Genomic DNA, 23,195 nt, shown 5'->3' on the forward strand with positions numbered 1-23,195 from the left:
TTAACTTAATGACTGTATTTTGGCTATTTCACACACCCCAAAACCGACTGTTTGGGTGTTTTATGGTTACGCTTTTTCAGCAAAAGAGTGTTAAAGAGCGGTACGGCTTAACTGTCGTCACTTGCCTTCATGTTCATACGCCTCAGGCTAGCTACTTAGCAACGTCTGGCAAGGTTTCAGATAACTCGGGGTATTGTCTGGCGTTTGCCTGTTGCAGTGAGTTGATGGATATAAATATAAAATAATTTAGTTTATATTGCAACTAAAAAATAAATATATTTATTTTTTATGGCGATCTTAGATCGCCAGAATGAAAGGAAGAGGGTTATAATTCGAAGTGGACTCCACGAACGGTGCCAATAATTTCGCAAAAATCGGTTATGAGTATTTTGTCGTATCTGGGGTTTAATGGCATTAAATAACTATTGAGGCCATCGATAACTAATTTTTTTACCATCATTATACTTCGTGGAGGATGACTTAGATTATCAGATATGATAGCAGCAACTATTTTCCCATTCGTTGGTTTATCTAAAGGATCTATAGTAATTATCGCTCCTTTGGGAATGCTTGGTTCTCCATAAGGATTAACCATTGTATCGTCATCTATTCTTACACAAAAAGCCTTTGGTGAGGCATTAACAAAATCAGGGATTACTTTTTCTTGGTTAGGCATTTCATACCCTCCATTTTTGGTGAAAGAAACTGCTTCTTCCCAAGTCAATAGAGGGATAAATCTAATATTACTATTCTTTATAGGAATAACTGATCCTGGATTTTTTCCGTATAATAAGTAGTTTTCTGTTGTATTAAGTGCTCTTGCTAGCTTGCTAAGAGCTTTACCTCCAGGTTCATTTAGGTCTTTTTCCCAATATCCTACTGTAACTCCTGTAACGCCTATAGCTTTTCCAAGTGTAACTTGAGTGTATTTTTTTAATTTTCTTAAATATTTGAGGCGTTGACCTAATGTTTTCACAATAGACTCCATGAATTTGTAATCTAATTTATTTTAGTTTAGTTTTTATTGACATAATAAAAGTTATTTTATAGAATCTAAATAAAATTATATAAATGGAGTAAATATGACAGTTAATCAGTTGAAATCGTATTTTGGTAAAAATAGGCACATAGCCGATTTTTATGACATCACTCTGGAGGCGGTATATATGTGGCGAAAAAGAAGTGGTCAAATAATACCTAAATCTAGAGCTTTAGAAGCCGAATATAGAACTAATGGGGCCTTAAAGTTCGATCCGTCGTTTTATGCAAAAAATAATAAACATATTACCAAAATATAATTTTTAGTTTAAAAATCGCTCTTTAACAACCTGGCCTCCCTGAAATTGGGAGATTTCAAATTCCCAGCCCATCGGGATGGGATAACTATTATCTGAAACTTATGGAATTAATTATAGACATGGAAACCACGATTACACGCAAATCAAATGCAAAAAACATTGAAGCCAAAATACGCAATGGCATTCAGGCACATTCAGCAATAAGAATTGCTCAGGCTATTGACGTAAATCCCTCTCAAATCACGAGATGGCAGTCAGAAGATGGGATAATTCCGAAGATGGCAAAACTGCTTGATTGGATTGGCTACGATTCACCGAAGCAAGACTTAGTTATTACAAATATATCGGGGAAGGAAATCCGCAAGCTGATAGACATGCTGGAGCACTTAAGATTGCCAAAAAAAGAAGCTCCAGAGTTAAAAAACAATGGAGCCTGCAAATATCATATCGAACTTTGAGTTTAGTTAGTATTTCAAGGAGAAGGGAGAAGGGAGAAGGGAGAAGGGAGAAGGGAGAAGGGAGAAGGGAGAAGGGAGAAGGGAGAAGGGAGAAGGGAGAAGGGAGAAGGGAGAAGGGAGAAGGGAGAAGGGAGAAGGGAGAAGGGAGAAGGGAGAAGGGAGAAGGGAGAAGGGAGAAGGGAGAAGGGAGAAGGGAGAAGGGAGAAGGGAGAAGGGAGAAGGGAGAAGGGAGAAGGGAGAAGGGAGAAGGGAGAAGGGAGAAGGGAAACGGCAAATTTCCCTTTTTTTCTTTCAATTTCAGCGAGGTTATTATGCCCAAAAAACGCCGATTTATCAATAAAAACCATGAAGAAAAAGCCCGTCCAGATAGCCCAGATGGGTTATTGGTTGCTGCATCAAAAAATAAAGATTTCGCCCGTCGGTTAGTATCAGAATTCAGAAAGTTACAAGGAGTTAAACATGGCTGCAACAGTCACCAGTCTTGATGATTACAGAGTTAAAAACGAAGTCAGGGAGAATGCCGTGGCTGAAATTGAAAATGGGTATACCAGAATAGCGAATGAGTTACTGGAGTCTTTGGCCAGTTCAGATCTGACATCCAGACAGTTAAAAGTTATGTTGGCAATTGTCAGAAAAACATACGGTTTTGGTAAAAAGTTTGATCGTATTTCTGATTCACAAATTGCGGAAGTAACAAGTTTATCAAGACAGAATGTGAATAAAGCAAAAAATGAATTGATTACAATGTGTTATTTAATTATCGATGGTAATAAAATAGGGGTAAATAAAACGGTTTCAGATTGGATTAATCAATCTAGAGACACTGTCTCTAATTTGAAGACAAAAAATGTCTCTAAGTTGGAGACAGATGATGTCTCTAGATTGGAGACACACAAAAGAAATCTTTTAAAGAAAATACACCCCTAACCCCTCATGAGGGGAATGATGAGAAATTAGTTTCTAACAATCGAAAAACCAAAATCCCCTATCAGGAAATCCTGCAAGTTTACAACGAGACAGTAGGGGACAGATTACCCAATGCTGAATCACTGAATGACAAACGTAAACGGGCTATTGGTAAATTCTGGAAAGAACTCAAAACTCCTTCGGTTGATGCTGCTAGAAATTATTTCGAAGTATTTGTTGAAACCGCTAATCCCTGGTATTTCGGTGAAAATGACCGAGGCTGGCGAGCAAGTTTTGATTATCTGCTAAGACCCGACACGGTAACGAAAACAAGGGAGGGTGCGTTATGATAAATCAAGTCCCCAACAACCTTCCAGCCGAGCAAAGTGTTATCGGTGGTTTACTGATAGACCCGATGAGCGATAATGCCTTGAAGGTGTTTTCACTGCTAAGCCCGGATGATTTTTACGCAACACACCACCGATTGATTTATGCAGAAATGCGCGCGATGAGTCGGAAACGTCAGGCAATTGATATTATCACGGTGGATGAAGCATTATCCAAATCAGGGATGGCTCAAAAGGTGGGCGGCTTTGCCTATCTTGCTGAGATAGCCAAAAATACACCGAGTGCCGCAAACATAGTAAGTTACGCAAAAAGCATCAAAGAGAGTGCGGCAGGACGCTACACGGTTGAGAAAGCGATTGAGATTCAAAAACTGTTTACTCAGCCTAATGTGCTAGGATTTACTGATAAAATCGACATAGCGCAACGTCTGATTGATGAAGCTACAAAGTTTGGCAAGGTTGGACACAAAACAGGCCTTCGTCGAATTGATGATGTACTGGATAGTGTATTTACAGATATTTGTGACCGTCAGGATAATCCTGAAAAACATTGTGGACTCAAGACAGGATTTAGGGACTTTGACGACCTACTTAAGCCTAAACAAATCGTTAATGGTTCGCTGTTTGTGGTTGGTGCACGCCCCAAAATGGGGAAAACCACCGTGTTGACTGAAATGGCGAAAAACGTTTCCAATCAGGGAAGAACGGTGTTGTTATTTAGTATGGAAATGACCGATTGTCAGTTAGCCGAGCGAACGTTAAGCCAACAATCCAATCTCAATTCAAATCGGTTTTATGAGAAACTGGAAGAGCATGAATGGGATGGACTGTGTAATGCGATTGGCCGACTCAAACAGTGCCCTAATATCTGGATTGATGATACGCCAGCCATGACTTTGCAGCACATACAATCAGAGAGTCGAAAAATAAAACGTAAATTAGGGGATATTGGTTTTATTGGCGTTGATTATTTAACGCTTATGCAGACAGAAAAAGCGGATAGAAACGACTTAGCCTATGGAAATATCACCAAAGGATTAAAAGTTCTCGCAAAAGAACTTAATACGGTTGTCGTGTTATTAACGCAATGAAACACCAAATCGAAGCAACCATCAAAAAGGATGGTATGCGACTTAATATGTAGTAGCATGTTTTCTCGATTCGACCATTGCAGGAAGTGTGAATGCATAGAGCAAAAATAATTCTGTAAAATTGAGTATTTCTTCTGCCTCTTCTGGAGTGAATTCTTCGTCTGAATGGACAGCACCATTTGAATCAATCCGAATAATATGTGCCCAGTTTTTCATTTGTTCAGTGATCCTATCTTTGGCCTGCAGCATGGAAATACGTTGAGAAAGTTTTTCATTTTTCGCTTCCTTCTCTAAAAGTTCTTTTGTTGAAATATCGATAACCTTTCGACAATTCATCACGCAAGTTTCATAGCGCTGAAGTTGTAAATCATCTTTCGATTCGATGAAAAATTTAGCTGCTCTAATAGGAACAGCATCAGGACAGGTGTTGGTTTTCGGTTCAGGATAAACTTTAACCAAAGTGTAAAGTGAGTTATCACGAGGGATAACAATATTTACATTATTATCTTTGCATGAACCTTCGTAAGGGCCACTGTTTGTGAAAGATTTCACAACCGCAACTCCTGTCTGTTCGCAGCTTCTGCAAAAAAACGGAACATCATAAATATTTGTATTATTTCTATTACGTTCACTAAATCCTTCCAGCACGGCATTGTCTTTAAGGCAGTGTGGGCAGGTAATATCAAAAGAGAGCATTCCCATGAGTAATTTAACTCCCTATTTAAACGATATATCGTCAATATTAAAAAATTCAGAAAGACCGGAGTTGGCATTGTTACAACGTTATGAAACGACATCCGATAACCAAAAAATTAAATTTATCCTATCGATGATAGGCAAGCTCATTGAACAGGACAGAATGTTGAGAGTCAAGCATAAGGGAATTTAGGTCAATAATCATGAAATACCAAATCGAAGCAACCCTTGTTAAGGATGGTGGCGAATCTGTCTATTGGTATCGCTTTAGCGACAAAGCACTCTCAGAACAGGATTGCCTGGAAATGTTATCCCAGCCGTCCATGTTCAAAATGCAATTTATGAAGACGGATTACTACTGGACTGTTGGCAATGGCAAAGCTGGAAAGCGTGACAAATTGCCAAAAGTATCAATAGAAAATTTCACTTGTACTTCGCTAAACCTACCCCCAATAAAAATCAAATAGGCAAAAATATGAAAATTCAAAACATGGCAAATCGCTGTGAGGGACATTTTTGTGCCCAAAGTGAGGACTTCAATATATTTAACCGCCGAAAAGCGGTGATTACGGGTAACTGGTCAGCCATTAACAACGGTATCTGTACATTAACGGATTTAGGACTGAGACACAATGGAAATGGGTTAGTCTGGCTAAACTCTGGAATTTCCGTTCATGAGGCAGATAGCGATATCGGCCTGACAGGTCAGGATAAGCAATCTTATGATTATCATTCAGAGGTGCGCACAACTAATCGATTGAAAAATAATAATTATTATGAATTTGTGCAGCCCAAAGATATTGATAGTTATGCACTGAATATTATCGGCAAAGTCAGTAAGAATTTTACTGAACGTAAAGATGGTTCTCCTTTGGTTACCTTCGCGTTGTTGATTGACCAACAAGCACAGAAAGAAGCCGTTGATAATTGGATATTATACCGTCATCCGAAGCAAGGCGATAAATACACGATTTTGAATAAATATTACCATCGCGGATTGATAAAAATCTATGAGGCTAAAGACTGGCAAGCTGAACTACCACGATATATCGGGAATTTAATTCGTAATGACGCTGAATTTAGCAAATTTATGAAGCGACAGGGTTATATCAAAGTACGTACCAGAAAGATAACCGGAAAACTCAATGATTTTTGGATTTACCGATGTAAAGAAAAAACGCTCAAAGAGGTGCGCACAAAAGAAAAAATTAAAAACAATGAGTTAATACGATTTGTGCAGTATGCAAAACAACCAATGAAAGCTTTTAAACACATCCTTGTCGATGGTGAATACCGTTATGTTTATGAAGACCATATCCATTTTTTGACGAAAAAGCGTCAGCGGATAGCGGGGAAACAGGTAACCGGTTATGCCGCTAAAGGGGTGGAGATGAGAGAAGTTAAGTGATGGAAGATAACTTACTCTTCCACGAATCAACGAAACAATCCGTCTGCCAAACCTTAAAAGCTGTCCTCGCAACAAACCAACCGCATCAACTCATTATCAAGCCTTACCTTAAAACCCGTTCACTCTCTCAAAATTCACTTTTTCATTTGTGGTGCGCAGAGATAAGCAAATATCTGTGTGCTAACAACGCTAACTTTACCGCTGAGCAGGTTAAGGAAATGTTGAAACACACATTCCTAGGTTATGAGGTGGTTGAGCGTATTGATGTGACCACACAGCAGCCAGAGCGCGTCAGAGCGCTCAGGAGGACATCAAAACTTGATACGGGTGAGATGCATTTTTTTATGCAAAAGGTGGAATGCTGGGCGATTGGCATACGTTGTTTCGTGACAATACCGGAAGGCTCGGAGTATATGAAATTAAAACAGGAACAGTGATCCATTAAAAGCAAAACCCCCATGAAAGGGGGCTTATTCTCAGCGTTGACTTAGCTTGCAATCGCTTTCTGTCACGCTGGCTACAATGGACGCACCTTAGAGTAGTCTTAAAGCCTGTCAGCTAATCGTGAATGTGATTAACGCAGGAGACATTAGCAATGCTAGCAGGAAAAAATTTTTATGCAACACAGAATTAAGATAACAAATTATTCCATTACAAGTATTGACACATAAAACTCATACCCATTCCATGAAGAACACAACGATATATTTCATTCATTTGTTCTTTTCCAAGTCGCTGGGTAAAATAGTCTCTTTTACCTTCGCGGTTTTTACTCAAGTAGATTAGATCCAATCGGTGATAGGCAACAGTATAAACCATGTCACCTTTTACCCATGTGTCTCTACCCATAAAATGTTTATTTTTAGGGGTTGATTGATCAGGGAGTTTGTAATGATAATTCCTGACAATATCGGGTTTAACTGTACTACACGATACGATAGTTGCTAAGTTTTTCGCCCAGGAATAAAACCTGACAGTATTATGACAGGACGAGAGGCCTTTACCATTTCAGGCTCTCTAAATCCTTTAGAAAAATCACAAAGTAGTAATTGCCCCGCCTTGGGATGAATAGTAATTGGCATAAAATTTATTATATAAGTTAAGAGTTGTCGGATTATATAAAAAAATCGGTCAAACGGAGAGAATTTTATTGAGAGACGGCAAGAATAATCAATCACCTTAAATTTAATCATTAATTGCTACCCCTCCAATGAGGGGTTTTTTATTGGGAGAAATAATATTAATGGCACTAAAAAGGGATAAATACGATGCCGTGTTCTCTGAATTAGTCCGCGAAAGAACAAACTGGATATGCGATTATTGCGGACGATATTTTCAGCATGAACGCGCTAAACTGCACTGCTCACACTTCAAATCAAGACGACACAAAGCCACCCGTTATCACCCCTGTAATAGTTTTTCGCACTGCGTAGGCTGTCATCGTAAGCTAGGCGAAGACCCTTACGAGTTTACCGCGCATGCAGAAATAACGTATGGCGAGATGACCATATCCAAAATAGCGATGCTGGCGAATACCCCTGTAAATCTAAAGGTGGGTGAAATGGATGAAATCTACCGTCAAATGAAAAGTGAGCTAAAAAGAATGAAAACGATGCGACTTGATGGATATACAGGGCGCATTGAGTTTTTCTTACCGGATTGGTATCAGGCAGGTATTACCTTTCGAATGAGCGAAGAAAAAGCCCACACACTAAACCACCATTAATATTCAACGCAGGGCATTGAAACCATGCCCCTATTCCTATTTTTGCCGGAGGAGAGATGAAGGCGGTTAAGTCATTGGAATTAACAAAAGCACAGTATGACTGGGTAAATCATTGGCTTGAGCTTTGGGGCGCATGGGTGTATTCGGGTGAGTTGGATAAATGACAATTCAACATTATCTGGCGATTCATGAAAAAAGCGAAAGGGGAAAGTATATCCTCAAGACCCATGTGTCGTGATGATGAAGGGTTGATTATTTCTGAAGTTGTTAATTCTGTTATGCGAGTTGACGAGAGAGCCTACAACATTTTGTTAAGTTATTATGTTCACGGTAAATCAAAGCTCAGCATAGCCACGTATTATCACAAGACAGCGAAACCCAGAAGGATGATGACCAGAGCGGGGGGAAGGTGGAAAAGGCCATCACCAAGAACATGCAGAAGGGAGATTGATGATATTTTCAATGCCAGCCTGTATTTAATACACAATCGGCTATTAACTGTCATGAAAAATAAAAATTCGGTTGCTAAAGTGGTTAATTTTACCTAATTATGACTTGACTTTAATGGACAAATGGCCAATAATTTTAGGGTAAGCTGATACAGTTATATAAAAAATCATAGAGCCTCGCTTTTTGCGGGGCTTTTCGTTTAAAAGTTCGTTGTATTTTTAGGTCAGCAGTTCTAAAATTATTATGATTTGAAGCCTCTCAAAAAATGAGGGAAAGGGGGGGAATATGTTAAGCCGACTCATACGTATTTTGTTTGCGCTTACTGCTATTGCTCCACTTTCTATATCATTAACATACGTGTTTGTAACAAGTAATAAGTTTCAATTTGCAGTAATCGCTCTTGTGGCATGTCTTATTCTCGGATTGACTGCAATTGTTGTAGTCAATAGAGCACGCGCGCATCTTGAATGCTTACCGATAAGTATAAAAAAAGCAAAAAGCGCAGATAAAGAAGTTATCGGTTTTTTTACCGCGTATGTATTACCGTTGGTATTTAAAGGTGTATCTGCACCAGACTTGGGTGCTTGGGCTATGGCTGCCGTTATGCTTTTGTTTGTATTGTGGAGCACGCATGCGTTTCAGGTAAACCCTGTTCTCGGGTTGTTTGGCTATCATTTTTATGAAGTTGAAACCGCAGATGGGATAACCTATCTGATGATAACCAAAAGAAAAATAAATGACATCACTACTGTGAATTATGTTGTGCAACTTGGGGAGCATGGGGTTTTAGACATTAGTGTGGCAAATTAAGGAATAGGTTTAATGAATCTTTTTGCATTGACGGACGTTCCAGGTGCACGAATTATTAGATTTCCGCTTACTCAATCTTTGCAGGCTGAAATAAAGGCATTGTTTAGTAAGCAATTCGAATCTTTTTGGGGTAACGAGCCTGAGCTTATACCGTTTGATGGGCGTTGTAGCCCTGATGAGGGAGAATTATTAAATATTGCTGATTTTACCGATATAGATGGTATAAATGAGATAGTAGACAATCCTTTGTCAGTAGGGACTTTCAATGCTCAACTCCATTATCTTGATAAAGTTAAGGCGATATTCACATCGCATCTACACAAGGGGCAAAAGTATATTCTTATTCAGTTATTTGAACGACGCCGACTAATTTCTTCTAAAAATCGAGTATCAATGTTTTTTTCAAAAGACACGTTTCAACAAATAAATGACTCAGGAATTACGTTAGATACTAAATTATTAGCAGTCATGAATGGGAATTCATTAAGTTTTCAGAGCTTTTACCTTCTTCGGCGTGTTTTTGACATGACTGAATATTTTAAGGAAGCGACTAATGATGAGGTTGCAGCCTTTGCTGGTCATAAAAGTTTACAGGTTAATGATATATCAAAATTTTTAGGTCAAGCTGGGAGATTGATTAGAAATAAGATTGCGTTGATTCTCCAATCAAAAGTACTTGATAATTTTACGACGCATCAAATAGTCGCTGCTGCTAAGAATTTCAATCTAATTATACAACTATCTCAAGATGGAAGAATTATTCTTCCTGAAAAAAGAGCTGAATTGATGCGAATTTTACGTTTTTTGGATGAAGATTATTACGAATCAGCGCTATCTCAAACTATCTATGTTTCTAAAACAAGACAAACTGCTGATTGTTGATACTTTTCTGCAAATTTATTGGCCTCATGTGAAAACGTGGGGTTTTTCGTTTACGCCACCGCAAAACTGACAGACTCAAATAGCCTAAACGAGTAAGGCGGTTGACTTCTTATCCATTCGATTAGATACCTTTAATCCTTTATTATTTATAGGCTGGTTATTCAGCTAAATATTAATGCATGAAGTATTTATGAAGGATGGGATTTATTACGTTACATTTAAAAGTAATATGCAAGATTTTGGAAACGGAACAGTCGTAGCAAAAAGTAATACCGTTAACGGTGGTGACTTTGCTTACTCCTACAAGGGTCATGTTAATAGTAATTCCGTATCATTAACTATTGAGCGACATGATAACTCAGCAACGTCAGTGTTCGGTAATCTGGATAGCTTCAATCTCGATTTATCTATTGAGGAGTCGGCAAAGGGTTATTTATTATCCGGTAATATTGAAGGTATGCCGCAAATGAAAATAACGATTGATGCCAAATACATCGGCGACTTGGTAAGTTAAGTTTCTGGTATAAATAATAAAGTCACTTCGGTGGCTTTTTTTTGGAAAATTATCATGAAAAATCTATTCATTACTATTTGTATGAAAATTTCGGGGAAAACCCAAAAAGAGCTATCCAGAGATTGGTCACTCCAATATTTTATGACGCGCTCAAGAATAAGAGCCTATTGGCGATCGGTTTTTTGTTAATCTTATCGTGGATCCTCATGCAAACATTTGCGATAATCGCGCCTAAGGTGGAGTTGCGCCCACCATCTCTTATTTATGCCCTCCTCTTTTTTAACAAATAACTCAAAGCAATGGAACCCTCAACGGGAGGGTATATGCGCATGTCTGAAAAATACTCAACCCCAACGGCCTATCTGTGGGGCATAACGACAACCATTTTAGGTTTTTTTACCCTTGAGCAGTGGGTGGCTATTGTCGGTATTATCTGCACGATAGGACATTTTCAATCAACGTGTCTACCGCAAAAAGGAGTACGAACTCAAAGAGCGTCAGTATGAAAATACCGAAAAAAATAGTGATGGCAACGGGCGGTAGTGCGTTGTTTTTGGCCTCAAGCATAATAACGCATTTTGAAGGGTTGAGACTTAAGCCCTATTTCGATGGTGGCGGTATTCTTTCTGTTTGTTATGGCCATACGGGTAACGAGATTGAGCCTAACCGGACGTACACCAAAGCAGAATGTGACCAGTGGCTTAATGATGATTTAAACGCGGTTAAACGTTACGTTGATCCATTGATTAAGGTCAGTATCAATACGCTCACTCAGGCAGCCCTTTACTCATTTGCCTACAACGTGGGCGTAGGAAATTTCGCTAAATCGACGTTACTCAAAAAGCTCAACGCTGATGACCGAAAGGGAGCATGTGATGAGATGAAACGATGGGTTTATGTGAAAGGCGAAGTCTGGAAAGGACTAATGACCCGTCGAGAAATAGAGAGCGTAATATGTTATGGCGACCTTACGCATTTGTCGTAGTGATTATTGCAGGATTAATCTTATGGGCATCTTGGTTGTTGACATCCTTAAACGAAGTCAGGGCATTGAATAAAAAACTCACCGTTGACCTCAATAAACAGATAGCCATCACGACTAATGCTTTTCAGTCAATAAGGGCAATCAATGATATTGCACGAATTAATAGTGAAACCCGTCAGCGTAAAGCGGTTGACTCTGAAGCAACACAAGCAGCAATTAAAACGCATGTCGCCAATCGGGATTGCGCCAATCGCATTATCCCTAATGGTGCTGTTGTCGAGTTGCAGCAGCACACAAATCGAATACGTTCAGACTCCTCACATTCCAGTACCATCTCACCTACTCGCTGATTGCTTACCGCCAGTAATCACGGGTATGATGACATGGCGTGATAGCCTGATACTCAATGAGCAGTTACTGACAGTGATTGAGCAGTGTAATCTTGACAAACAGGCGATAAGGCGAATTGAGGAGCAGAGAGATGATAGTTAAGAACGAAAAACAAACGGAATATCTACAGCAGTACATCAAATCACAGTGTCAATTTCATTAAAAAGAAAATCAATAATATCCTAGGGGTCAATTTGACCTCTTGTAATAAAAACAATGAGATATGTGTCAATGAATCGTTAATTGGCGCATTTAAATCTTAACACTCACTGCGCCCTCACCGCGCATTAATCAAACACAGAACCTTACAGAAAGTCGAGCCTGAGAATCGCCGTTTAAAATGGTGCTTTTTCTGTGGGCGGCTTTTCTGCGTGAGCAGGTTCGATTTTCTATAAGGAAAAGCACGATGAATAGCGTTTTAACTTTTAAAGAAAAAAGTATTACTCCCTTTGACAAGGGAGATAACAAAATTTGGTTTACAAGTAAACAAGTAGCTGAATTGCTGGCTTATTCGAAGACTAAATCGGTAACGAATTTATACAATGCTAATGCTGATGAATTTACTTCTGCGATGACCGAGGTCATCACAACAGTGACCTCGAATAAATCAAAGCGAGGAGCCAATCTTCAAACTAAAGTACGTTTATTTTCTCTGCGCGGTCTTCACTTGTTAGGCATGCTTGCTGATACGCCAGTTGCTAAAGAGATACGTAAATGGGTACTTAATTTGATAGAAAAAGAAGAGATTGATAAAACAACTTTAGCCTCTCTCGATATTAATGAATTGAAGGATTTAACCATTGGCGAAATGCAAAACAGGTTGGTTGCTGCGAATAAATGGTCTTTTGACAATTTTGGTAGAAAAGGAAGCGACTTAATGAACTTACGTAAGCGTCATCTGAATAAGATACGTAAAGCAGAAAAACCATTATGGCACTTTCTCAATTAAGACTACCAGGATTTGATGATACGCCAAATGGAGATAATTCAGTATGACCCCAGAACAATTCATCGAAGCGAATGTCAAGGCCGAGTTATTAAAGCTCGGCTTTTCTCTATCTGTAGCAAGTTTAGCCACAAGTGAAGCGATTCGCTATTACCGCAAACAGCCAGCGAGTAAACGAGGCAAGATGATATCGGATTGTCTCAATCAGGCTAAACGATGGGCGAAATTAACAAAAAAACGATAATTATTAATTGAGGTAGATATTATGACTCTCACAAACAAGCAGGAAGCATTTTGTCGAGAGTATCTAATTGATTTAAATGCGACGCAGGCGGCAATAAGAGCAGGGTACAGTGAAAAAACTGCAAAAGATATCGCATGTCAAAACTTAGCAAAACTCAACATTCAAAAACGCATACAAGACCTCATGGAGGAGCGCAAAAATCGCATTGAAGTTAACGCTGATTACGTACTTAAGCGATTGGTTGATATCGACCAGATGGACGTTATCGATATTTTTGATGAATCAGGTGATTTAAGACCGATTAAAGACTGGCCTAAAGTGTGGCGAACAACATTAAGCGGTTTTGACATTGCAGCCATACGAGTTGATGGCGCAGAAGCATTGCTCAAAAAAATAAAGTGGCCTGACAAAATCAAAAACCTTGAGCTGTTAGGTAAGCATGTTTCTGTTCAGGCTTTCCGAGATCAAATAAAAAATGAGCATGATGTAGTTGGTACGCTATCTGACCTCATGGATGATTTGTCTAAAGGGTAGTTATGGAACCAGCACATTTAGCATTATTACACAATAAGTTTTGGAGACTGAATCATCTCTATTGGATAACAAATAAAACAGGTAAATCGATTCGCTTTAATATGACGCCTGAGCAGTTGACTTATTTTGAGGGAATGCACACCAGGAACATCATTCTTAAAGCGCGTCAGCTGGGTTTCACTACGGAAGTTTGTATTATTCAGCTCGATGCGGCCTTATTTGAATCGGCTAAATGTGCGTTAATTGCGCATACGTTAATTGATGCCAAGCGACTTTTCAGAGAAAAAGTCAAATACGCTTACGACAAACTTCCAGCCGAAATCAAGGCAGCCAATCCTGCCAGTAATGATTCTGCTGGAGAGCTGGTTTTCAAAAAGGGTGGTTCACTTTACATTAGTACGTCCTTTCGTGGTGGCACATTGCGTTATTTACATATTTCTGAATTTGGTAAAATATGCGCAAAATATCCTGATAAGGCAAGAGAAATTGTAACAGGTGCGTTTGAGGCTGTCTCCAGTGAGTGTTTTACGACAATAGAAAGCACAGCGGAGGGACGAGCAGGATATTTTTATGATTACTGTCAATCTGCTGAAAAAGCGCAAATTCAGGCAAAACCGCTTTCGCCATTAGACTGGAAGTTCTTTTTTTTCCCCTGGTGGAAAAATCCTGACTATTCAATGACGCCTGTTTCGTTATTACCTCAACGGTTAATCGATTATTTCGATGAATTGGCAGGAAAGCAAGGAATTGAGTTAACCAACAACCAAAAAGCGTGGTATTACGCCAAAGAAAAAACACTTGGCGATGATATCAAACGGGAATATCCCTCACTGCCATCTGAAGCTTTCCAGCAATCAGTAGAGGGCGCTTATTATGCTAAACAATTTCGCTATCTCTATCAAAACAAGCGTATTGGACAACTGCCTGATAACAGCCATTTGCCCGTTCATACTTTCTGGGATATTGGGGTGGGGGATTCAACTTCAATCTGGTTTGTTCGTGAGGTGGGTAAGGAATTTCATGTTATCGATCACTACGCAAATAGTGGTGAGGGCTTACGGCACTATATGGAGGTGCTAAAAAATAAAGGTTACAGTTACGCCAGTCATAATGCCCCCCATGACATCGATAATCGTGAATTTGGCTCGGATGCGAAATCACGGCGTGAAATTGCCAGAGAAGGCTATGATATTGGTGGACAGAAATACACAATACGATTTGATGTAGTGCCAAGATTATCGATCGATGAAGGGATTGAGGCTGTACGTGAAATATTACCAAATTGTGTTTTTGATGAACATCAATGTGCCGAGGGTATCGCAAATCTAGAAGCTTATCGCAAAGAATGGAATGACAGGCTCGGCTGCTGGAAAGACAAGCCACTGCATGATTTCACTTCTCATGATGCCGATGCATTCAGGTACTTTGCTGTTAGCCGAAAAAATAAACATCGTCCCGCCTTTGAGATTAATTTAGGAACTACATTCTAATGAGTATGACTAATGTTGATTTTATCCGTCCTGAATATAATTTATTTACGTTGCAATGGGGATTGGTTCGGACAGTGTGTCGAGGGGGTGAGGATATTAAATCATACTTGCCAACATTAGAAGAGTCTGATGAAAACCGCAAAAAAAAGCGCAATAAAGATTATCAGGAACGGGCAGTTTTCTATCCCATAACGGGTAATACCCGTAATGGGATGATAGGAATCTCGTGGAGATTAATGAAAGGCTTGCTTATCTTAAAAAGGATGCTGATGGAGCGGGCTCCAGTCTTTATCAATTAGCGCAATCGTCACTGGAATCCGTGTTGGAAGTGGGACGACATGGCTTGTATGTCGATTATAATGATACGTCAGAACAAGTCTATTTTTTTCAATACAAAGCTGAAGACATTATTAACTGGCGAACCCAACGCATTAATGGCCGTAATCACTTAACGTTGGTGGTATTACGTGAAACAGTAGAAGAAAAAGCGGGTTTTGGGTTTAAGGATGTCACTCAATACCGGGTTCTTGCTATTGAAGACGGGAAATTTATCTGTCGAGTGTATCGTAAACCCGCAGGCAGCAACCTTTACCAAATAGATGTCGAGTATATTCCAAAGCGTAGAATTGGCGGTGCGTGGGATGAAATTCCGGGTACCATGCGTGGTCGGCGAACCATATTTGGCGGAAGGGACGGAGTCCGAACAGCACTTTATATGGCCGCGCTTGTAGCAACTCACTTTAATCCGGTGATAAAAGCCTTTTACATGCGTCTGCTTGCAGCGGGAAAAGCCAAAAAAGTGGCGCTGGTCGCCTGTATGCGCAAGCTGCTGACTATCCTGAACGCGATGCTCAGAAAGAACGAAGAATGGAATGAGTCGTACCATCACGTTTCTCCATAATTTTAACGTTCAAGACAGTTGCTAATTAAAAAAGCTTTGCGCTAATTAAAAAAGCTTTGCGCTAATGAGCCTAAAATTAATTGCCAGCCATCAACCAAAACAAACAACATTAATTTGAATGGCATCGCAACAGTGGCAGGCGGAACCATCATCATACCCAGCGCCATTAATACGCTGGCAACCACCAGATCGATAATCAGGAAAGGAATAAATAACATAAAACCGATTTGAAAAGCTGTTTTTAGTTCGCTGGTAATAAATGCCGGCACTAAAATACGCAGCGGAACATCAGCTTGTGTTTGATACTCTTTATCATTGGCTAAGCGGGAAAATAGTGCTAAATCAGGTTGTCGGGTTTGTTGTAACATAAATTGACGTAAGGGTTTAGCGCCTTCAGATAAAGCCACTTCAATGGTAATTTTCTCTTCACTAAAGGGTAAATAAGCATTTTGATAAATTTTATCAAATACGGGTGATATGACAAAAAAAGTCATAAATAGCGCCAGGCCTAATAAAATTTGATTAGGTGGTGCGGTCGGGGTGCCTAACGCATTACGTAATAAGCCTAGGACGATGATGATGCGAGTAAAACTGGTGGTCAGCAGCAGCAGCGCAGGAATAAAACCGAGCGCGGTGATAAAAATAAGCGTCTGCACTGGCAATGACCAGCTCTGGCCGCCATTGGCTAATGGCTGGCTAACGATGGTGGGTATAGCAGAGTAGGTATCGAATGGCAGCCAAAATAGCGTGCCTAATAATAAAAATAGCCGTTTACGCATCACTGTTTCTACTTTTTACTAAGCATGTTTTTATTAATTGGCCAAAAGAAGGTGGAGCAGATTTTGCCTCAGCTTGTTCGCTTAGTTCTGTTTTGGCCGGCATTTTATGTAGCAAGCTAATGTTTTCTTCGGTAACACCGAGCACCAGCGCTTGTTGATCAACTTCAATAATAGTAATTTTGGTTTTACTACCTAATGAATAGTTATCTATTACCTTGATGGCGCTTGCGCCAGTGGGCAGATAACGCTTAGGTAAAAAACGGCGCACCAGCCATAAGACAATCAGTAGACAGCCAATAATCAGTAACAAGGAACTACTCATTTCAGTTAACATGCTACTGCCTGAAAGCATCGGACTGTTGGGCGTAGCGCCCCCTTTTAATAAAGGGGCCACGCTATCAGCCGCGCCAGATATGAAAAAAGACGAATAGGCTGGCATAATTTATCGACTCAACCTACGCATGCGTTCTGATGGAGTAATAATATCAGTAATACGAATACCATATTTTTCTGAGACCACTACCACTTCACCTTGTGCGATCAAATAGCCATTGATCAGAATATCTAACGCTTCACCAGCCAAACCATCGAGTGAAACAACCGAACCTTGTGTCAAGGTTAATAGTTTTTTGATAGTCATTTTGGTACGCCCTAACTCAACAGTGAGTTTTACCGGGATATCCATAATCATGTTGATATCTGAAAATTGATTTTCAATATTTTGCATTTCCAGATTATCAAAGATAGCCGGCCCATTATCACTTGGTTTCGGCGGTTTAGATTGCTGAGCAATGGTTTCTATCCAGATATCTTCAGCAGAAGTGTTAGCTTGATTTTCAGTAAAATCGTTGGTGTCACTCATGGTTTTGCTCCTCTTCCTGAGCGTTTAAAACTGGATTAATAAGATGTTCGACACGAAGAGCATATTGCCCATTCAATGTTCCATATTTACTGGTTAGTACGGGCACACCATCGACATGGACGATAAGACGTTCCGGTTTTTCAATAGGGATCACATCCCCTTCTTGCAGTTTGAGGATATTAGACAGCCGTGTTGGATGTTCAACTAAATTAGCAATTAACTCTAATTCAGAATATTTAACCTGTTTAACCCAACCTTTCATCCAGACGCCGCCATCTTGTTTCATCTTTTCAACTGGCGGGTTGGTTAATTGTTCATAAAGAGGTTCGATCATAGAAAAAGGCATGCAAATATTAAATTCACCGATCATATTGTTAATCTCCATTAAAAATGGAGTAGTAATGACGATATCATTAGGTGAAGAGGTAATATTAGTAAATTTTGCCTGTGCTTCAGAACGAATATAGATTGCCTGGATTTTGTGAACAATTTGCCATGCATCACTATAGGCATCGAGTGCTAACTCAACTATTTTATCAATAATGCGCTGTTCGGTATGGGTAAATTCCCGCTCATCAATAGCGGTGGTAAATCGGCCATCTCCACCAAACAGATTATCAACTGCAATAGAAACTAAATTAGTTTCAAAAGTGAAAAGGGCGGTTCCGTTCAGTGGTTTCAGTTGGATCAGGTTAAAGTTACTCATCGCAGGCAGATTGTCGGCAAAATCACAGAAAGGCTCAATTTTTATTGAACCGACTGTAATATCCGGGCTATACCGCATAAGATTAAATAATTTCATCCGAAATTGGCGGGCAAAATGCTCGTTGATCATTTCCAGCGATTGCAGCCGCTCGCGAACAGTACGTCTTTGGGTATTCGGATTGTAAGGTTGGATATCCATTTTAGCTGTAGATGTTTTTTTAGATGTTTTTTCGCTTTACTGACAATAGGATTACCAGCTGGAGCATCATTTAACAGGGCATCACCCTCTGTTTGTGAAAGAAAATTCTCGCTCATGGGATTTATCGTAAAATAAATGTTGTGAATAATACATCGGTAATAATTTGCTCAGACTCTTCTAATTCAGATTCAAAAGTCGGTCTTAATGCCTGTTTAATTTCAGACATTAGGTGGATCTTGCCGGCTTCTGTGACTAACTCAGTGGCTTTTTGGCGGGATAACAACAGTAATATTCGACTGCGTACTTCAGGCATAAAATCATGTAGGCGTTTACGTGTCTTTTCATCGGTAAGGCGTAAAGTAATCTCCACATATAACACGCGATCGCGTTTATCATTATCAATCAGATTAACCGTAAACGCCCCTAGGGACATAAATACCGGGATCACCAGGGTTCTTTTTTCTGGTTGATATTCATCCTGTTTTTTTATTTGGTATAGCCACCAACAGTAGCCAGCAATAAAACAACTTAATATTAAGAGTAACGCGATAATGGTTAGCATGATCCGACTTATGCGTTTTCCTTGACGTTGAGACTTGGACATAGACAGGTAATTCCTTTTGATTTTACTTGGGATAATGAAACTATTAACAATTAACGTGTTATCCCTGTTTCTGCATTTCGATATAATTATCCTGCTCAATGAATATTTTGACGGAGGAATAAAACAATAAAAATGGGAGGTTATTTTGCCATTGATAAATGTTGAAAATAGTAGGGGAAATTTTCCCCCGTCAAAATAATAAAGATGGTTAATAAATTTAAGCAAATATATCAATACCGGTTGTTATGGCGGTCTGCATAATTGGTTGGGATCTGACTAATGCATCATCTTTTGTCTGTTGCTGTCGATCATCAGCGATTGATGATGGTGATGTGAACGGTTGACTATTTTCATCACTATGTTGCTTATTATGCTGATCACCAACATGTGTTTGACCCAGTTTTATGCCTTGTTCTGATAATGCATGACGTAACTGAGGCAGATTTGTTTCAATAACCTGACGGACTTGTTGGTTAGCCGCAACAATAGAGAGTTGAGCTTTATCATCGAAAACTTTAAGTTGGATCTGTAGGTTGCCTAATTCTTCGGGATAAAGCCGTAGCTCCGCTTGTTGTGAGCCATGGCGACTGAGAAATAAGATCTGCTCACTAAATTTTTGTCCCCATTCAGGATGATCAATCGGGGTAGCCAAGGCAATAGAATTGATGGTAGGTGAAATTGAGTGGCTTAATGTTGTTGAGTTTGGCATTAAGGATGTTAATGATAGCGTGGTATTATTGGTTATCGATCCAGTAGCTAGTGCAGGGTTTTCTATTGACTGAGTCTGGCTTGTGGCAGCGATATTAGCCTGAATTGGTGGTAATAATGCTTCAGATGGCGAGACGCCTTGTTTTGCCACTAATGACTGCAATGGCGCTATATCCTGTTTAGTCAATTGTGACTGAGATTGGGCGGCGTCCGGTTTAACAAACGGCGATGATAAATTGGACAGAGGAAAGTCAATTGAGGGATTATTTGTGGTTGATAGCAGAGTAAAATGTTTTAAACTAAGGTTTTTATCCCGCTCCTCAATATCATCAGTTAACGTTTCGCTATTAGCCTGCTCGGGTAACTCTTCTGATAAACCGGCCGGACTATTTTCCTGCTTTAGCTGAGAGGCTATGGTTGCCAGTGAAATCGGTAGTTGATCAATAAGTTGATTGTCAGTTAACAGTGTCAATTCTTGCTCAAGGGATAAGTCGGCGCTGTCGTTGATTTGTGCAGTGACTTCATCCGCCAAAAAGCCATTGATAGCAGATAGTTCATTTTCCTGTTGGGCCAGGTCTGAGTTAGCACCGTCTGGTGGGTTTCTCTCTTTTCCTGCTAGTGAATAGTTAGCTAGCATGTCAGCAAAATTGGCAGCATTTTCTGTTGGTGATGATAGCTGTTGCTTAGATGAGTGCGCGCCAGCGCTAAATGTTACCGATGTATCTATCATTATGATGTCCTTAAAACGGCACGTTGTGCTATTTCATCCATTTGTTTTTGTTCAATAAAATCAGCCTGTTTTTTCTGTAAACGTTCACTACGTTGTTGTAGCTTATTGAAGGCGTTAGTTTTTTGCTGTTTTCCCTGCCAATTTTTTTTGGCGATCGTTTCACGCTGCTGCCAGCTAACTAGCTGTTGTTGATGTTGGGTGATCGCTTGTTCAAGCATCAGTAAAAACTGCTGATAATTTTGTAATATCGCTGAAGAAGTTCCTTGGTGGAGTATGCTATTAAGCTGTTGGCGATATTCATCTTGGTACTGTAGCAACTGTATTAGCTGTTGTTGCATTTGTTGACGTTGCTGCTGAATATGCGACAACTGTAGCGCCGCCTGGTGGCTATCGTTATGGCTTAAATTATGTAATAGTGCGAAGGAGTTTGTTTGCTTCATGTTTCCTCACTAGGATTTTCAGGACTAGCCGCAGGAAATAACTGACAAAGCTGTTGGTGGGAAGTCTCCTTTGAACAGTATTGATCGCAATCCTGGCGTAAAAATTGCTGCAAATGGGGATAAAGCTGAATGGCTTGATCCAGGATCGGATCACTACCCGCGGCATAAGCGCCAACATTAATCAGATCTTGATTACGTTGATAACGGGATAATAGCTGTTTGAACTGTTGCGCCTGTTAAAAATGGCTTTTAGTAACAAGATTATTCATCGCTCGACTAATTGAGGCTTCAATATCAATAGCCGGATAATGCCCTGCTTCTGCCAGGCAACGTGACAGTACTATGTGTCCATCAAGAATAGCCCGCTCTGAATCAGCGATCGGATCTTGTTGATCATCACCTTCGGTTAGCACGGTATAGAAAGCGGTAATGCTACCGCTACCTTCAGTACCATTACCGGCCCGCTCTATTAGCGAAGGTAATTTGGCAAATACTGAAGGCGGGTAACCTTTAGTTGCAGGAGGTTCACCGATCGCTAGTGCAATTTCACGTTGTGCCATAGCATAACGGGTGAGCGAATCCATAATCAGTAATACCTGTAAACCACGATCGCGAAAGTCTTCCGCGATCAGGGTGGCGTAAGTGGCGCCTTGTAAGCGTAGTAGGGGAGAGACATCAGCCGGCGCAGCGATAACCACTGAGCGCTGTAAACCTTCAGAACCAAGAATATTTTCGATAAAGTCTTTTACTTCCCGACCCCGTTCACCAATCAGGCCAACAACGATCACGTCAGCCTGGGTATAACGCGCCATCATGCCTAATAAAATACTTTTTCCTACCCCTGAACCGGCAAATAGTCCCATCCGTTGGCCGCGACCGACCGTCAACAAACTGTTAATCGCTCTTACTCCCACATCAAGCGGGTGATTAATCGGTTCGCGTTGTAGTGGATTAATAGGAGGGGTAACCAGAGAAGAGAAAGTATCTATGGTAGGCAAGGGCTTACCATCTAATGGTTGACCAAAACCATCCAGCACACGACCTAGTAGCGCAGGGCCAAGGGGAAATTGTTGACCACTATTTTGCTGCTTATCTGACGTTGATGGCTGATAAACCTGAGCGCCTGGCACAATCCCCTCTAGATCCTGGTAAGGCATCAACAGCATTTTGTCGCCATTAAAACCCACCACTTCACAGTTAATTTCGTCACTGGCATGTCGCTGTTGCCGTTTTATTAAACAATTGGCGCCTAACGGCATTTGCAGACCGGTTGCTTCTAATACTAAACCCGTTACGCGGGTTAATTTGCCATAGTGACGCACTGACGGTAGTTGGCTGATCTGCTTTTCAAAGCTATCTATTCGGCTTAAGCAGCGGGCAAGTTTTGCCGTCATGCGCATTTCTCCGGCATAATTAACTGACAAAGCTCAAGCCATCGGGTTTCTATGCTGGCATCTAATTCACTGTTTTCTGAGCTAATTTTACAACCATATCGATGTAGTTCTGGCGTTGGCATCAAACGCCAGCCATTGGTGGTTAGGCTATCACCTAGTTGTGATTCAATCAGTGCCAGATCAGCAGGGTTAACGTGTAGTTGACGAGTGCCTGACAATAGCGGATCTTGTTGCAGAAAATGACTAATTTGGTTCAATAACGCGCTACCGTCACAAACCGCCGGCTGTCCTAATAGTTGACCGGCAGCCTGCAGGGCAATCTGCATTAAGCGTGAGGCAATGATACTGTCTAAGCCTTCTAAACAATGGCGAAACTTAATTAGTAATGCTTGCCATTGTTGGGTGATAGCGGCCATCTCTTTTTTGACCTCATTGGTCGCTGCCTGGTGGCCTTCAGTCAAACCTTGTTGATAGCCAATCTGATAACCTTCTTGCTGGCTTTTCACCAAGCCGGCTTGGTGCCCTGCTGACAATCCTTCCTGATAGCCGATTTCTTTAGCTTGCGCTTTTAATTCATCCAATTGGTTGATTTTATTCAAAACATCTTTTTCATTATCTTCAACGGATGAATTTTCATCTTCTTCATGCAGGCGATTAATCGCAGGATTTAAATCTGCCTAAATGGTAATTTCATCGGG

At 40.3% G+C, this 23,195-nt stretch carries 32 protein-coding genes and 4 pseudogenes; 24 read left to right on the forward strand and 12 right to left on the reverse strand.

Annotated elements, in window-relative coordinates:
* Positions 1 to 62 precede the first annotated feature (62 nt).
* A complete protein-coding gene (locus AACL31_RS18890; RefSeq protein WP_310513177.1) occupies positions 63 to 245 on the forward strand; it encodes a hypothetical protein in 183 nt (60 codons plus the stop codon).
* Positions 246 to 325: 80 nt separating this feature from the next.
* On the opposite strand, the gene AACL31_RS18895 is transcribed toward AACL31_RS18890, so the two are convergent.
* The gene (locus tag AACL31_RS18895) at positions 326 to 976 is read right to left on the reverse strand and encodes a LexA family protein (protein ID WP_310513178.1); all 651 of its coding nucleotides are present in this window, start codon (positions 974 to 976) and stop codon (positions 326 to 328) included.
* A 106-nt stretch (positions 977 to 1,082) separates the two neighbouring features.
* Between AACL31_RS18895 and AACL31_RS18900 the strand changes: the two genes are divergently transcribed.
* The 5 genes from AACL31_RS18900 (at position 1,083) to AACL31_RS18920 (ending at position 4,100) form a co-directional block, all read left to right on the forward strand.
* Positions 1,083 to 1,298, forward strand: coding sequence for a Cro/CI family transcriptional regulator (locus AACL31_RS18900; RefSeq protein ID WP_310513179.1), 216 nt, complete (start codon positions 1,083 to 1,085; stop codon positions 1,296 to 1,298).
* A gap of 119 nt (positions 1,299 to 1,417) precedes the next feature.
* Complete coding sequence (locus tag AACL31_RS18905) at positions 1,418 to 1,756, forward strand: CII family transcriptional regulator (protein WP_310513180.1); 339 nt, start codon at positions 1,418 to 1,420, stop codon at positions 1,754 to 1,756.
* Positions 1,753 to 2,241 carry a hypothetical protein gene (locus tag AACL31_RS18910; RefSeq protein WP_339054037.1) on the forward strand — a complete coding sequence of 163 codons (489 nt, stop codon included), beginning with the start codon at positions 1,753 to 1,755 and terminating at the stop codon, positions 2,239 to 2,241. Before AACL31_RS18905 ends, AACL31_RS18910 begins: the two co-directional genes overlap by 4 nt.
* Positions 2,216 to 2,683 carry a replication protein gene (locus tag AACL31_RS18915; RefSeq protein WP_310513215.1) on the forward strand — a complete coding sequence of 156 codons (468 nt, stop codon included), beginning with the start codon at positions 2,216 to 2,218 and terminating at the stop codon, positions 2,681 to 2,683. Before AACL31_RS18910 ends, AACL31_RS18915 begins: the two co-directional genes overlap by 26 nt.
* Before the next feature lie 325 nt (positions 2,684 to 3,008).
* Positions 3,009 to 4,100: a replicative DNA helicase gene (locus AACL31_RS18920; RefSeq protein ID WP_339053517.1), complete on the forward strand. Its 1,092-nt coding sequence runs from the start codon at positions 3,009 to 3,011 to the stop codon at positions 4,098 to 4,100.
* Positions 4,101 to 4,142: 42 nt separating this feature from the next.
* Here the strand turns inward: AACL31_RS18920 and AACL31_RS18925 are convergent, their stop codons facing one another.
* On the reverse strand, positions 4,143 to 4,802 hold the full coding sequence (locus AACL31_RS18925; protein WP_310513224.1) for a DUF4145 domain-containing protein: 660 nt from the start codon (positions 4,800 to 4,802) through the stop codon (positions 4,143 to 4,145).
* A 197-nt stretch (positions 4,803 to 4,999) separates the two neighbouring features.
* On the opposite strand from AACL31_RS18925, the gene AACL31_RS18930 reads away from it, so the two are divergent.
* From AACL31_RS18930 to AACL31_RS18940, 3 genes are read left to right on the forward strand one after another with little or no spacing between them, the layout of a single operon-like run.
* Complete coding sequence (locus tag AACL31_RS18930; RefSeq protein ID WP_339053518.1) at positions 5,000 to 5,263, forward strand: DUF1187 family protein; 264 nt, start codon at positions 5,000 to 5,002, stop codon at positions 5,261 to 5,263.
* A gap of 8 nt (positions 5,264 to 5,271) precedes the next feature.
* Positions 5,272 to 6,204 (forward strand): hypothetical protein, encoded by a 933-nt coding sequence (locus AACL31_RS18935; protein ID WP_339053519.1) that lies wholly within the window; start codon positions 5,272 to 5,274, stop codon positions 6,202 to 6,204.
* Positions 6,204 to 6,641, forward strand: a complete 438-nt coding sequence (locus tag AACL31_RS18940; protein ID WP_339053520.1) for a recombination protein NinB — start codon at positions 6,204 to 6,206, stop codon at positions 6,639 to 6,641. Before AACL31_RS18935 ends, AACL31_RS18940 begins: the two co-directional genes overlap by 1 nt.
* Before the next feature lie 214 nt (positions 6,642 to 6,855).
* Here AACL31_RS18940 and AACL31_RS18945 read toward each other — a convergent pair whose 3' ends face one another.
* A complete protein-coding gene (locus AACL31_RS18945; protein WP_339053521.1) occupies positions 6,856 to 7,053 on the reverse strand; it encodes a hypothetical protein in 198 nt (65 codons plus the stop codon).
* Between the two features lie 394 nt (positions 7,054 to 7,447).
* Between AACL31_RS18945 and AACL31_RS18950 the strand changes: the two genes are divergently transcribed.
* From AACL31_RS18950 to AACL31_RS19015, 15 genes and pseudogenes are all read left to right on the forward strand, one after another.
* Positions 7,448 to 7,930 (forward strand): hypothetical protein, encoded by a 483-nt coding sequence (locus tag AACL31_RS18950; RefSeq protein WP_339053522.1) that lies wholly within the window; start codon positions 7,448 to 7,450, stop codon positions 7,928 to 7,930.
* A gap of 56 nt (positions 7,931 to 7,986) precedes the next feature.
* Positions 7,987 to 8,478: pseudogene (locus AACL31_RS18955) on the forward strand (antiterminator Q family protein).
* Positions 8,479 to 8,665: 187 nt separating this feature from the next.
* The gene (locus AACL31_RS18960) at positions 8,666 to 9,190 is read left to right on the forward strand and encodes a hypothetical protein (RefSeq protein WP_339053524.1); all 525 of its coding nucleotides are present in this window, start codon (positions 8,666 to 8,668) and stop codon (positions 9,188 to 9,190) included.
* Between the two features lie 12 nt (positions 9,191 to 9,202).
* Entirely contained in the window at positions 9,203 to 10,072 is an 870-nt protein-coding gene (locus AACL31_RS18965) for a Kiwa anti-phage protein KwaB-like domain-containing protein (protein WP_339053525.1), read from the forward strand.
* Between the two features lie 190 nt (positions 10,073 to 10,262).
* On the forward strand, positions 10,263 to 10,586 hold the full coding sequence (locus AACL31_RS18970; protein WP_339053526.1) for a GrlR family regulatory protein: 324 nt from the start codon (positions 10,263 to 10,265) through the stop codon (positions 10,584 to 10,586).
* A 323-nt stretch (positions 10,587 to 10,909) separates the two neighbouring features.
* A complete protein-coding gene (locus AACL31_RS18975) occupies positions 10,910 to 11,092 on the forward strand; it encodes an HP1 family phage holin (protein ID WP_339053527.1) in 183 nt (60 codons plus the stop codon).
* A complete protein-coding gene (locus AACL31_RS18980) occupies positions 11,089 to 11,571 on the forward strand; it encodes a lysozyme (RefSeq protein ID WP_339053529.1) in 483 nt (160 codons plus the stop codon). Before AACL31_RS18975 ends, AACL31_RS18980 begins: the two co-directional genes overlap by 4 nt.
* On the forward strand, positions 11,541 to 11,921 hold the full coding sequence (locus AACL31_RS18985; protein WP_339053530.1) for a hypothetical protein: 381 nt from the start codon (positions 11,541 to 11,543) through the stop codon (positions 11,919 to 11,921). The genes AACL31_RS18980 and AACL31_RS18985 overlap by 31 nt, the downstream gene beginning before the upstream one ends.
* On the forward strand, positions 11,836 to 12,063 hold the full coding sequence (gene lysC / locus AACL31_RS21185) for an Rz1-like lysis system protein LysC (RefSeq protein ID WP_422389251.1): 228 nt from the start codon (positions 11,836 to 11,838) through the stop codon (positions 12,061 to 12,063). The genes AACL31_RS18985 and lysC overlap by 86 nt, the downstream gene beginning before the upstream one ends.
* Before the next feature lie 304 nt (positions 12,064 to 12,367).
* Positions 12,368 to 12,910 carry a BRO-N domain-containing protein gene (locus tag AACL31_RS18990; RefSeq protein ID WP_339053531.1) on the forward strand — a complete coding sequence of 181 codons (543 nt, stop codon included), beginning with the start codon at positions 12,368 to 12,370 and terminating at the stop codon, positions 12,908 to 12,910.
* Positions 12,911 to 12,953: 43 nt separating this feature from the next.
* Positions 12,954 to 13,151 carry a hypothetical protein gene (locus tag AACL31_RS18995; RefSeq protein WP_339053532.1) on the forward strand — a complete coding sequence of 66 codons (198 nt, stop codon included), beginning with the start codon at positions 12,954 to 12,956 and terminating at the stop codon, positions 13,149 to 13,151.
* A 21-nt stretch (positions 13,152 to 13,172) separates the two neighbouring features.
* Positions 13,173 to 13,685: a terminase small subunit gene (locus AACL31_RS19000; RefSeq protein WP_339053533.1), complete on the forward strand. Its 513-nt coding sequence runs from the start codon at positions 13,173 to 13,175 to the stop codon at positions 13,683 to 13,685.
* Positions 13,686 to 13,687: 2 nt separating this feature from the next.
* Complete coding sequence (locus AACL31_RS19005; RefSeq protein WP_339053534.1) at positions 13,688 to 15,175, forward strand: terminase; 1,488 nt, start codon at positions 13,688 to 13,690, stop codon at positions 15,173 to 15,175.
* The gene (locus tag AACL31_RS19010; protein ID WP_310513167.1) at positions 15,175 to 15,474 is read left to right on the forward strand and encodes a hypothetical protein; all 300 of its coding nucleotides are present in this window, start codon (positions 15,175 to 15,177) and stop codon (positions 15,472 to 15,474) included. Before AACL31_RS19005 ends, AACL31_RS19010 begins: the two co-directional genes overlap by 1 nt.
* A 353-nt stretch (positions 15,475 to 15,827) precedes the next feature.
* Positions 15,828 to 16,076 (forward strand): annotated as a pseudogene (locus tag AACL31_RS19015) (IS110 family transposase); the annotation flags it as partial.
* A 41-nt stretch (positions 16,077 to 16,117) separates the two neighbouring features.
* Here the strand turns inward: AACL31_RS19015 and fliP are convergent.
* The 9 genes and pseudogenes from fliP to AACL31_RS19060 all read right to left on the reverse strand — a co-directional run bounded on the left by fliP (position 16,118) and on the right by AACL31_RS19060 (position 23,096).
* Entirely contained in the window at positions 16,118 to 16,855 is a 738-nt protein-coding gene (fliP, locus tag AACL31_RS19020) for a flagellar type III secretion system pore protein FliP (protein WP_310512150.1), read from the reverse strand.
* Positions 16,848 to 17,294, reverse strand: coding sequence for a flagellar biosynthetic protein FliO (fliO, locus tag AACL31_RS19025; RefSeq protein ID WP_310512151.1), 447 nt, complete (start codon positions 17,292 to 17,294; stop codon positions 16,848 to 16,850). The genes fliP and fliO overlap by 8 nt, the downstream gene beginning before the upstream one ends.
* A gap of 3 nt (positions 17,295 to 17,297) precedes the next feature.
* Positions 17,298 to 17,717: a flagellar motor switch protein FliN gene (gene fliN, locus AACL31_RS19030; RefSeq protein ID WP_310509061.1), complete on the reverse strand. Its 420-nt coding sequence runs from the start codon at positions 17,715 to 17,717 to the stop codon at positions 17,298 to 17,300.
* Positions 17,710 to 18,737 (reverse strand): annotated as a pseudogene (gene fliM, locus AACL31_RS19035) (flagellar motor switch protein FliM). Before fliM ends, fliN begins: the two are co-directional and overlap by 8 nt.
* 5 nt (positions 18,738 to 18,742) lie before the next feature.
* The gene (gene fliL, locus AACL31_RS19040; RefSeq protein WP_310512152.1) at positions 18,743 to 19,225 is read right to left on the reverse strand and encodes a flagellar basal body-associated protein FliL; all 483 of its coding nucleotides are present in this window, start codon (positions 19,223 to 19,225) and stop codon (positions 18,743 to 18,745) included.
* A gap of 217 nt (positions 19,226 to 19,442) precedes the next feature.
* On the reverse strand, positions 19,443 to 20,663 hold the full coding sequence (locus tag AACL31_RS19045; RefSeq protein ID WP_310512153.1) for a flagellar hook-length control protein FliK: 1,221 nt from the start codon (positions 20,661 to 20,663) through the stop codon (positions 19,443 to 19,445).
* A complete protein-coding gene (gene fliJ, locus AACL31_RS19050) occupies positions 20,663 to 21,103 on the reverse strand; it encodes a flagellar export protein FliJ (protein ID WP_310512154.1) in 441 nt (146 codons plus the stop codon). The genes AACL31_RS19045 and fliJ overlap by 1 nt, the downstream gene beginning before the upstream one ends.
* Positions 21,100 to 22,497 (reverse strand): annotated as a pseudogene (fliI, locus tag AACL31_RS19055) (flagellar protein export ATPase FliI). The gene fliJ and the pseudogene fliI overlap by 4 nt, the downstream one beginning before the upstream one ends.
* On the reverse strand, positions 22,494 to 23,096 hold the full coding sequence (locus tag AACL31_RS19060; RefSeq protein WP_310512155.1) for a flagellar assembly protein FliH: 603 nt from the start codon (positions 23,094 to 23,096) through the stop codon (positions 22,494 to 22,496). Before AACL31_RS19060 ends, fliI begins: the two are co-directional and overlap by 4 nt.
* Positions 23,097 to 23,195 lie beyond the last annotated feature (99 nt).

Source organism: Arsenophonus endosymbiont of Crataerina pallida, from assembly GCF_964020125.1.
Classification (GTDB): Bacteria; Pseudomonadota; Gammaproteobacteria; order Enterobacterales; family Enterobacteriaceae; genus Arsenophonus; species Arsenophonus nilaparvatae.

What these genes read in the sequence shown, in the direction of transcription:
- AACL31_RS18990 (WP_339053531.1), top strand. Translation starts at nt 12,368, where the DNA reads ATGAATAGCGTTTTAACTTTTAAAGAAAAAAGTATTACTCCCTTTGAC.
- AACL31_RS18915 (WP_310513215.1), top strand. Translation starts at nt 2,216, where the DNA reads ATGGCTGCAACAGTCACCAGTCTTGATGATTACAGAGTTAAAAACGAA.
- fliN (WP_310509061.1), bottom strand. Translation starts at nt 17,717, where the DNA reads ATGAGTGACACCAACGATTTTACTGAAAATCAAGCTAACACTTCTGCT.
- AACL31_RS18970 (WP_339053526.1), top strand. Translation starts at nt 10,263, where the DNA reads ATGAAGGATGGGATTTATTACGTTACATTTAAAAGTAATATGCAAGAT.
- AACL31_RS19000 (WP_339053533.1), top strand. Translation starts at nt 13,173, where the DNA reads ATGACTCTCACAAACAAGCAGGAAGCATTTTGTCGAGAGTATCTAATT.
- AACL31_RS18965 (WP_339053525.1), top strand. Translation starts at nt 9,203, where the DNA reads ATGAATCTTTTTGCATTGACGGACGTTCCAGGTGCACGAATTATTAGA.
- fliL (WP_310512152.1), bottom strand. Translation starts at nt 19,225, where the DNA reads ATGTCCAAGTCTCAACGTCAAGGAAAACGCATAAGTCGGATCATGCTA.
- fliJ (WP_310512154.1), bottom strand. Translation starts at nt 21,103, where the DNA reads ATGAAGCAAACAAACTCCTTCGCACTATTACATAATTTAAGCCATAAC.
- AACL31_RS18900 (WP_310513179.1), top strand. Translation starts at nt 1,083, where the DNA reads ATGACAGTTAATCAGTTGAAATCGTATTTTGGTAAAAATAGGCACATA.
- AACL31_RS18985 (WP_339053530.1), top strand. Translation starts at nt 11,541, where the DNA reads ATGTTATGGCGACCTTACGCATTTGTCGTAGTGATTATTGCAGGATTA.
- AACL31_RS18945 (WP_339053521.1), bottom strand. Translation starts at nt 7,053, where the DNA reads ATGGGTAGAGACACATGGGTAAAAGGTGACATGGTTTATACTGTTGCC.
- AACL31_RS18920 (WP_339053517.1), top strand. Translation starts at nt 3,009, where the DNA reads ATGATAAATCAAGTCCCCAACAACCTTCCAGCCGAGCAAAGTGTTATC.
- fliP (WP_310512150.1), bottom strand. Translation starts at nt 16,855, where the DNA reads ATGCGTAAACGGCTATTTTTATTATTAGGCACGCTATTTTGGCTGCCA.
- fliO (WP_310512151.1), bottom strand. Translation starts at nt 17,294, where the DNA reads ATGCCAGCCTATTCGTCTTTTTTCATATCTGGCGCGGCTGATAGCGTG.
- AACL31_RS18940 (WP_339053520.1), top strand. Translation starts at nt 6,204, where the DNA reads ATGGAAGATAACTTACTCTTCCACGAATCAACGAAACAATCCGTCTGC.
- AACL31_RS18905 (WP_310513180.1), top strand. Translation starts at nt 1,418, where the DNA reads ATGGAAACCACGATTACACGCAAATCAAATGCAAAAAACATTGAAGCC.
- AACL31_RS18890 (WP_310513177.1), top strand. Translation starts at nt 63, where the DNA reads ATGGTTACGCTTTTTCAGCAAAAGAGTGTTAAAGAGCGGTACGGCTTA.
- AACL31_RS18975 (WP_339053527.1), top strand. Translation starts at nt 10,910, where the DNA reads ATGCGCATGTCTGAAAAATACTCAACCCCAACGGCCTATCTGTGGGGC.
- AACL31_RS19010 (WP_310513167.1), top strand. Translation starts at nt 15,175, where the DNA reads ATGAGTATGACTAATGTTGATTTTATCCGTCCTGAATATAATTTATTT.
- lysC (WP_422389251.1), top strand. Translation starts at nt 11,836, where the DNA reads ATGGTGCTGTTGTCGAGTTGCAGCAGCACACAAATCGAATACGTTCAG.
- AACL31_RS18935 (WP_339053519.1), top strand. Translation starts at nt 5,272, where the DNA reads ATGAAAATTCAAAACATGGCAAATCGCTGTGAGGGACATTTTTGTGCC.
- AACL31_RS18980 (WP_339053529.1), top strand. Translation starts at nt 11,089, where the DNA reads ATGAAAATACCGAAAAAAATAGTGATGGCAACGGGCGGTAGTGCGTTG.
- AACL31_RS19045 (WP_310512153.1), bottom strand. Translation starts at nt 20,663, where the DNA reads ATGATAGATACATCGGTAACATTTAGCGCTGGCGCGCACTCATCTAAG.
- AACL31_RS18925 (WP_310513224.1), bottom strand. Translation starts at nt 4,802, where the DNA reads ATGGGAATGCTCTCTTTTGATATTACCTGCCCACACTGCCTTAAAGAC.
- AACL31_RS18930 (WP_339053518.1), top strand. Translation starts at nt 5,000, where the DNA reads ATGAAATACCAAATCGAAGCAACCCTTGTTAAGGATGGTGGCGAATCT.
- AACL31_RS18960 (WP_339053524.1), top strand. Translation starts at nt 8,666, where the DNA reads ATGTTAAGCCGACTCATACGTATTTTGTTTGCGCTTACTGCTATTGCT.
- AACL31_RS19005 (WP_339053534.1), top strand. Translation starts at nt 13,688, where the DNA reads ATGGAACCAGCACATTTAGCATTATTACACAATAAGTTTTGGAGACTG.
- AACL31_RS18950 (WP_339053522.1), top strand. Translation starts at nt 7,448, where the DNA reads ATGGCACTAAAAAGGGATAAATACGATGCCGTGTTCTCTGAATTAGTC.
- AACL31_RS18995 (WP_339053532.1), top strand. Translation starts at nt 12,954, where the DNA reads ATGACCCCAGAACAATTCATCGAAGCGAATGTCAAGGCCGAGTTATTA.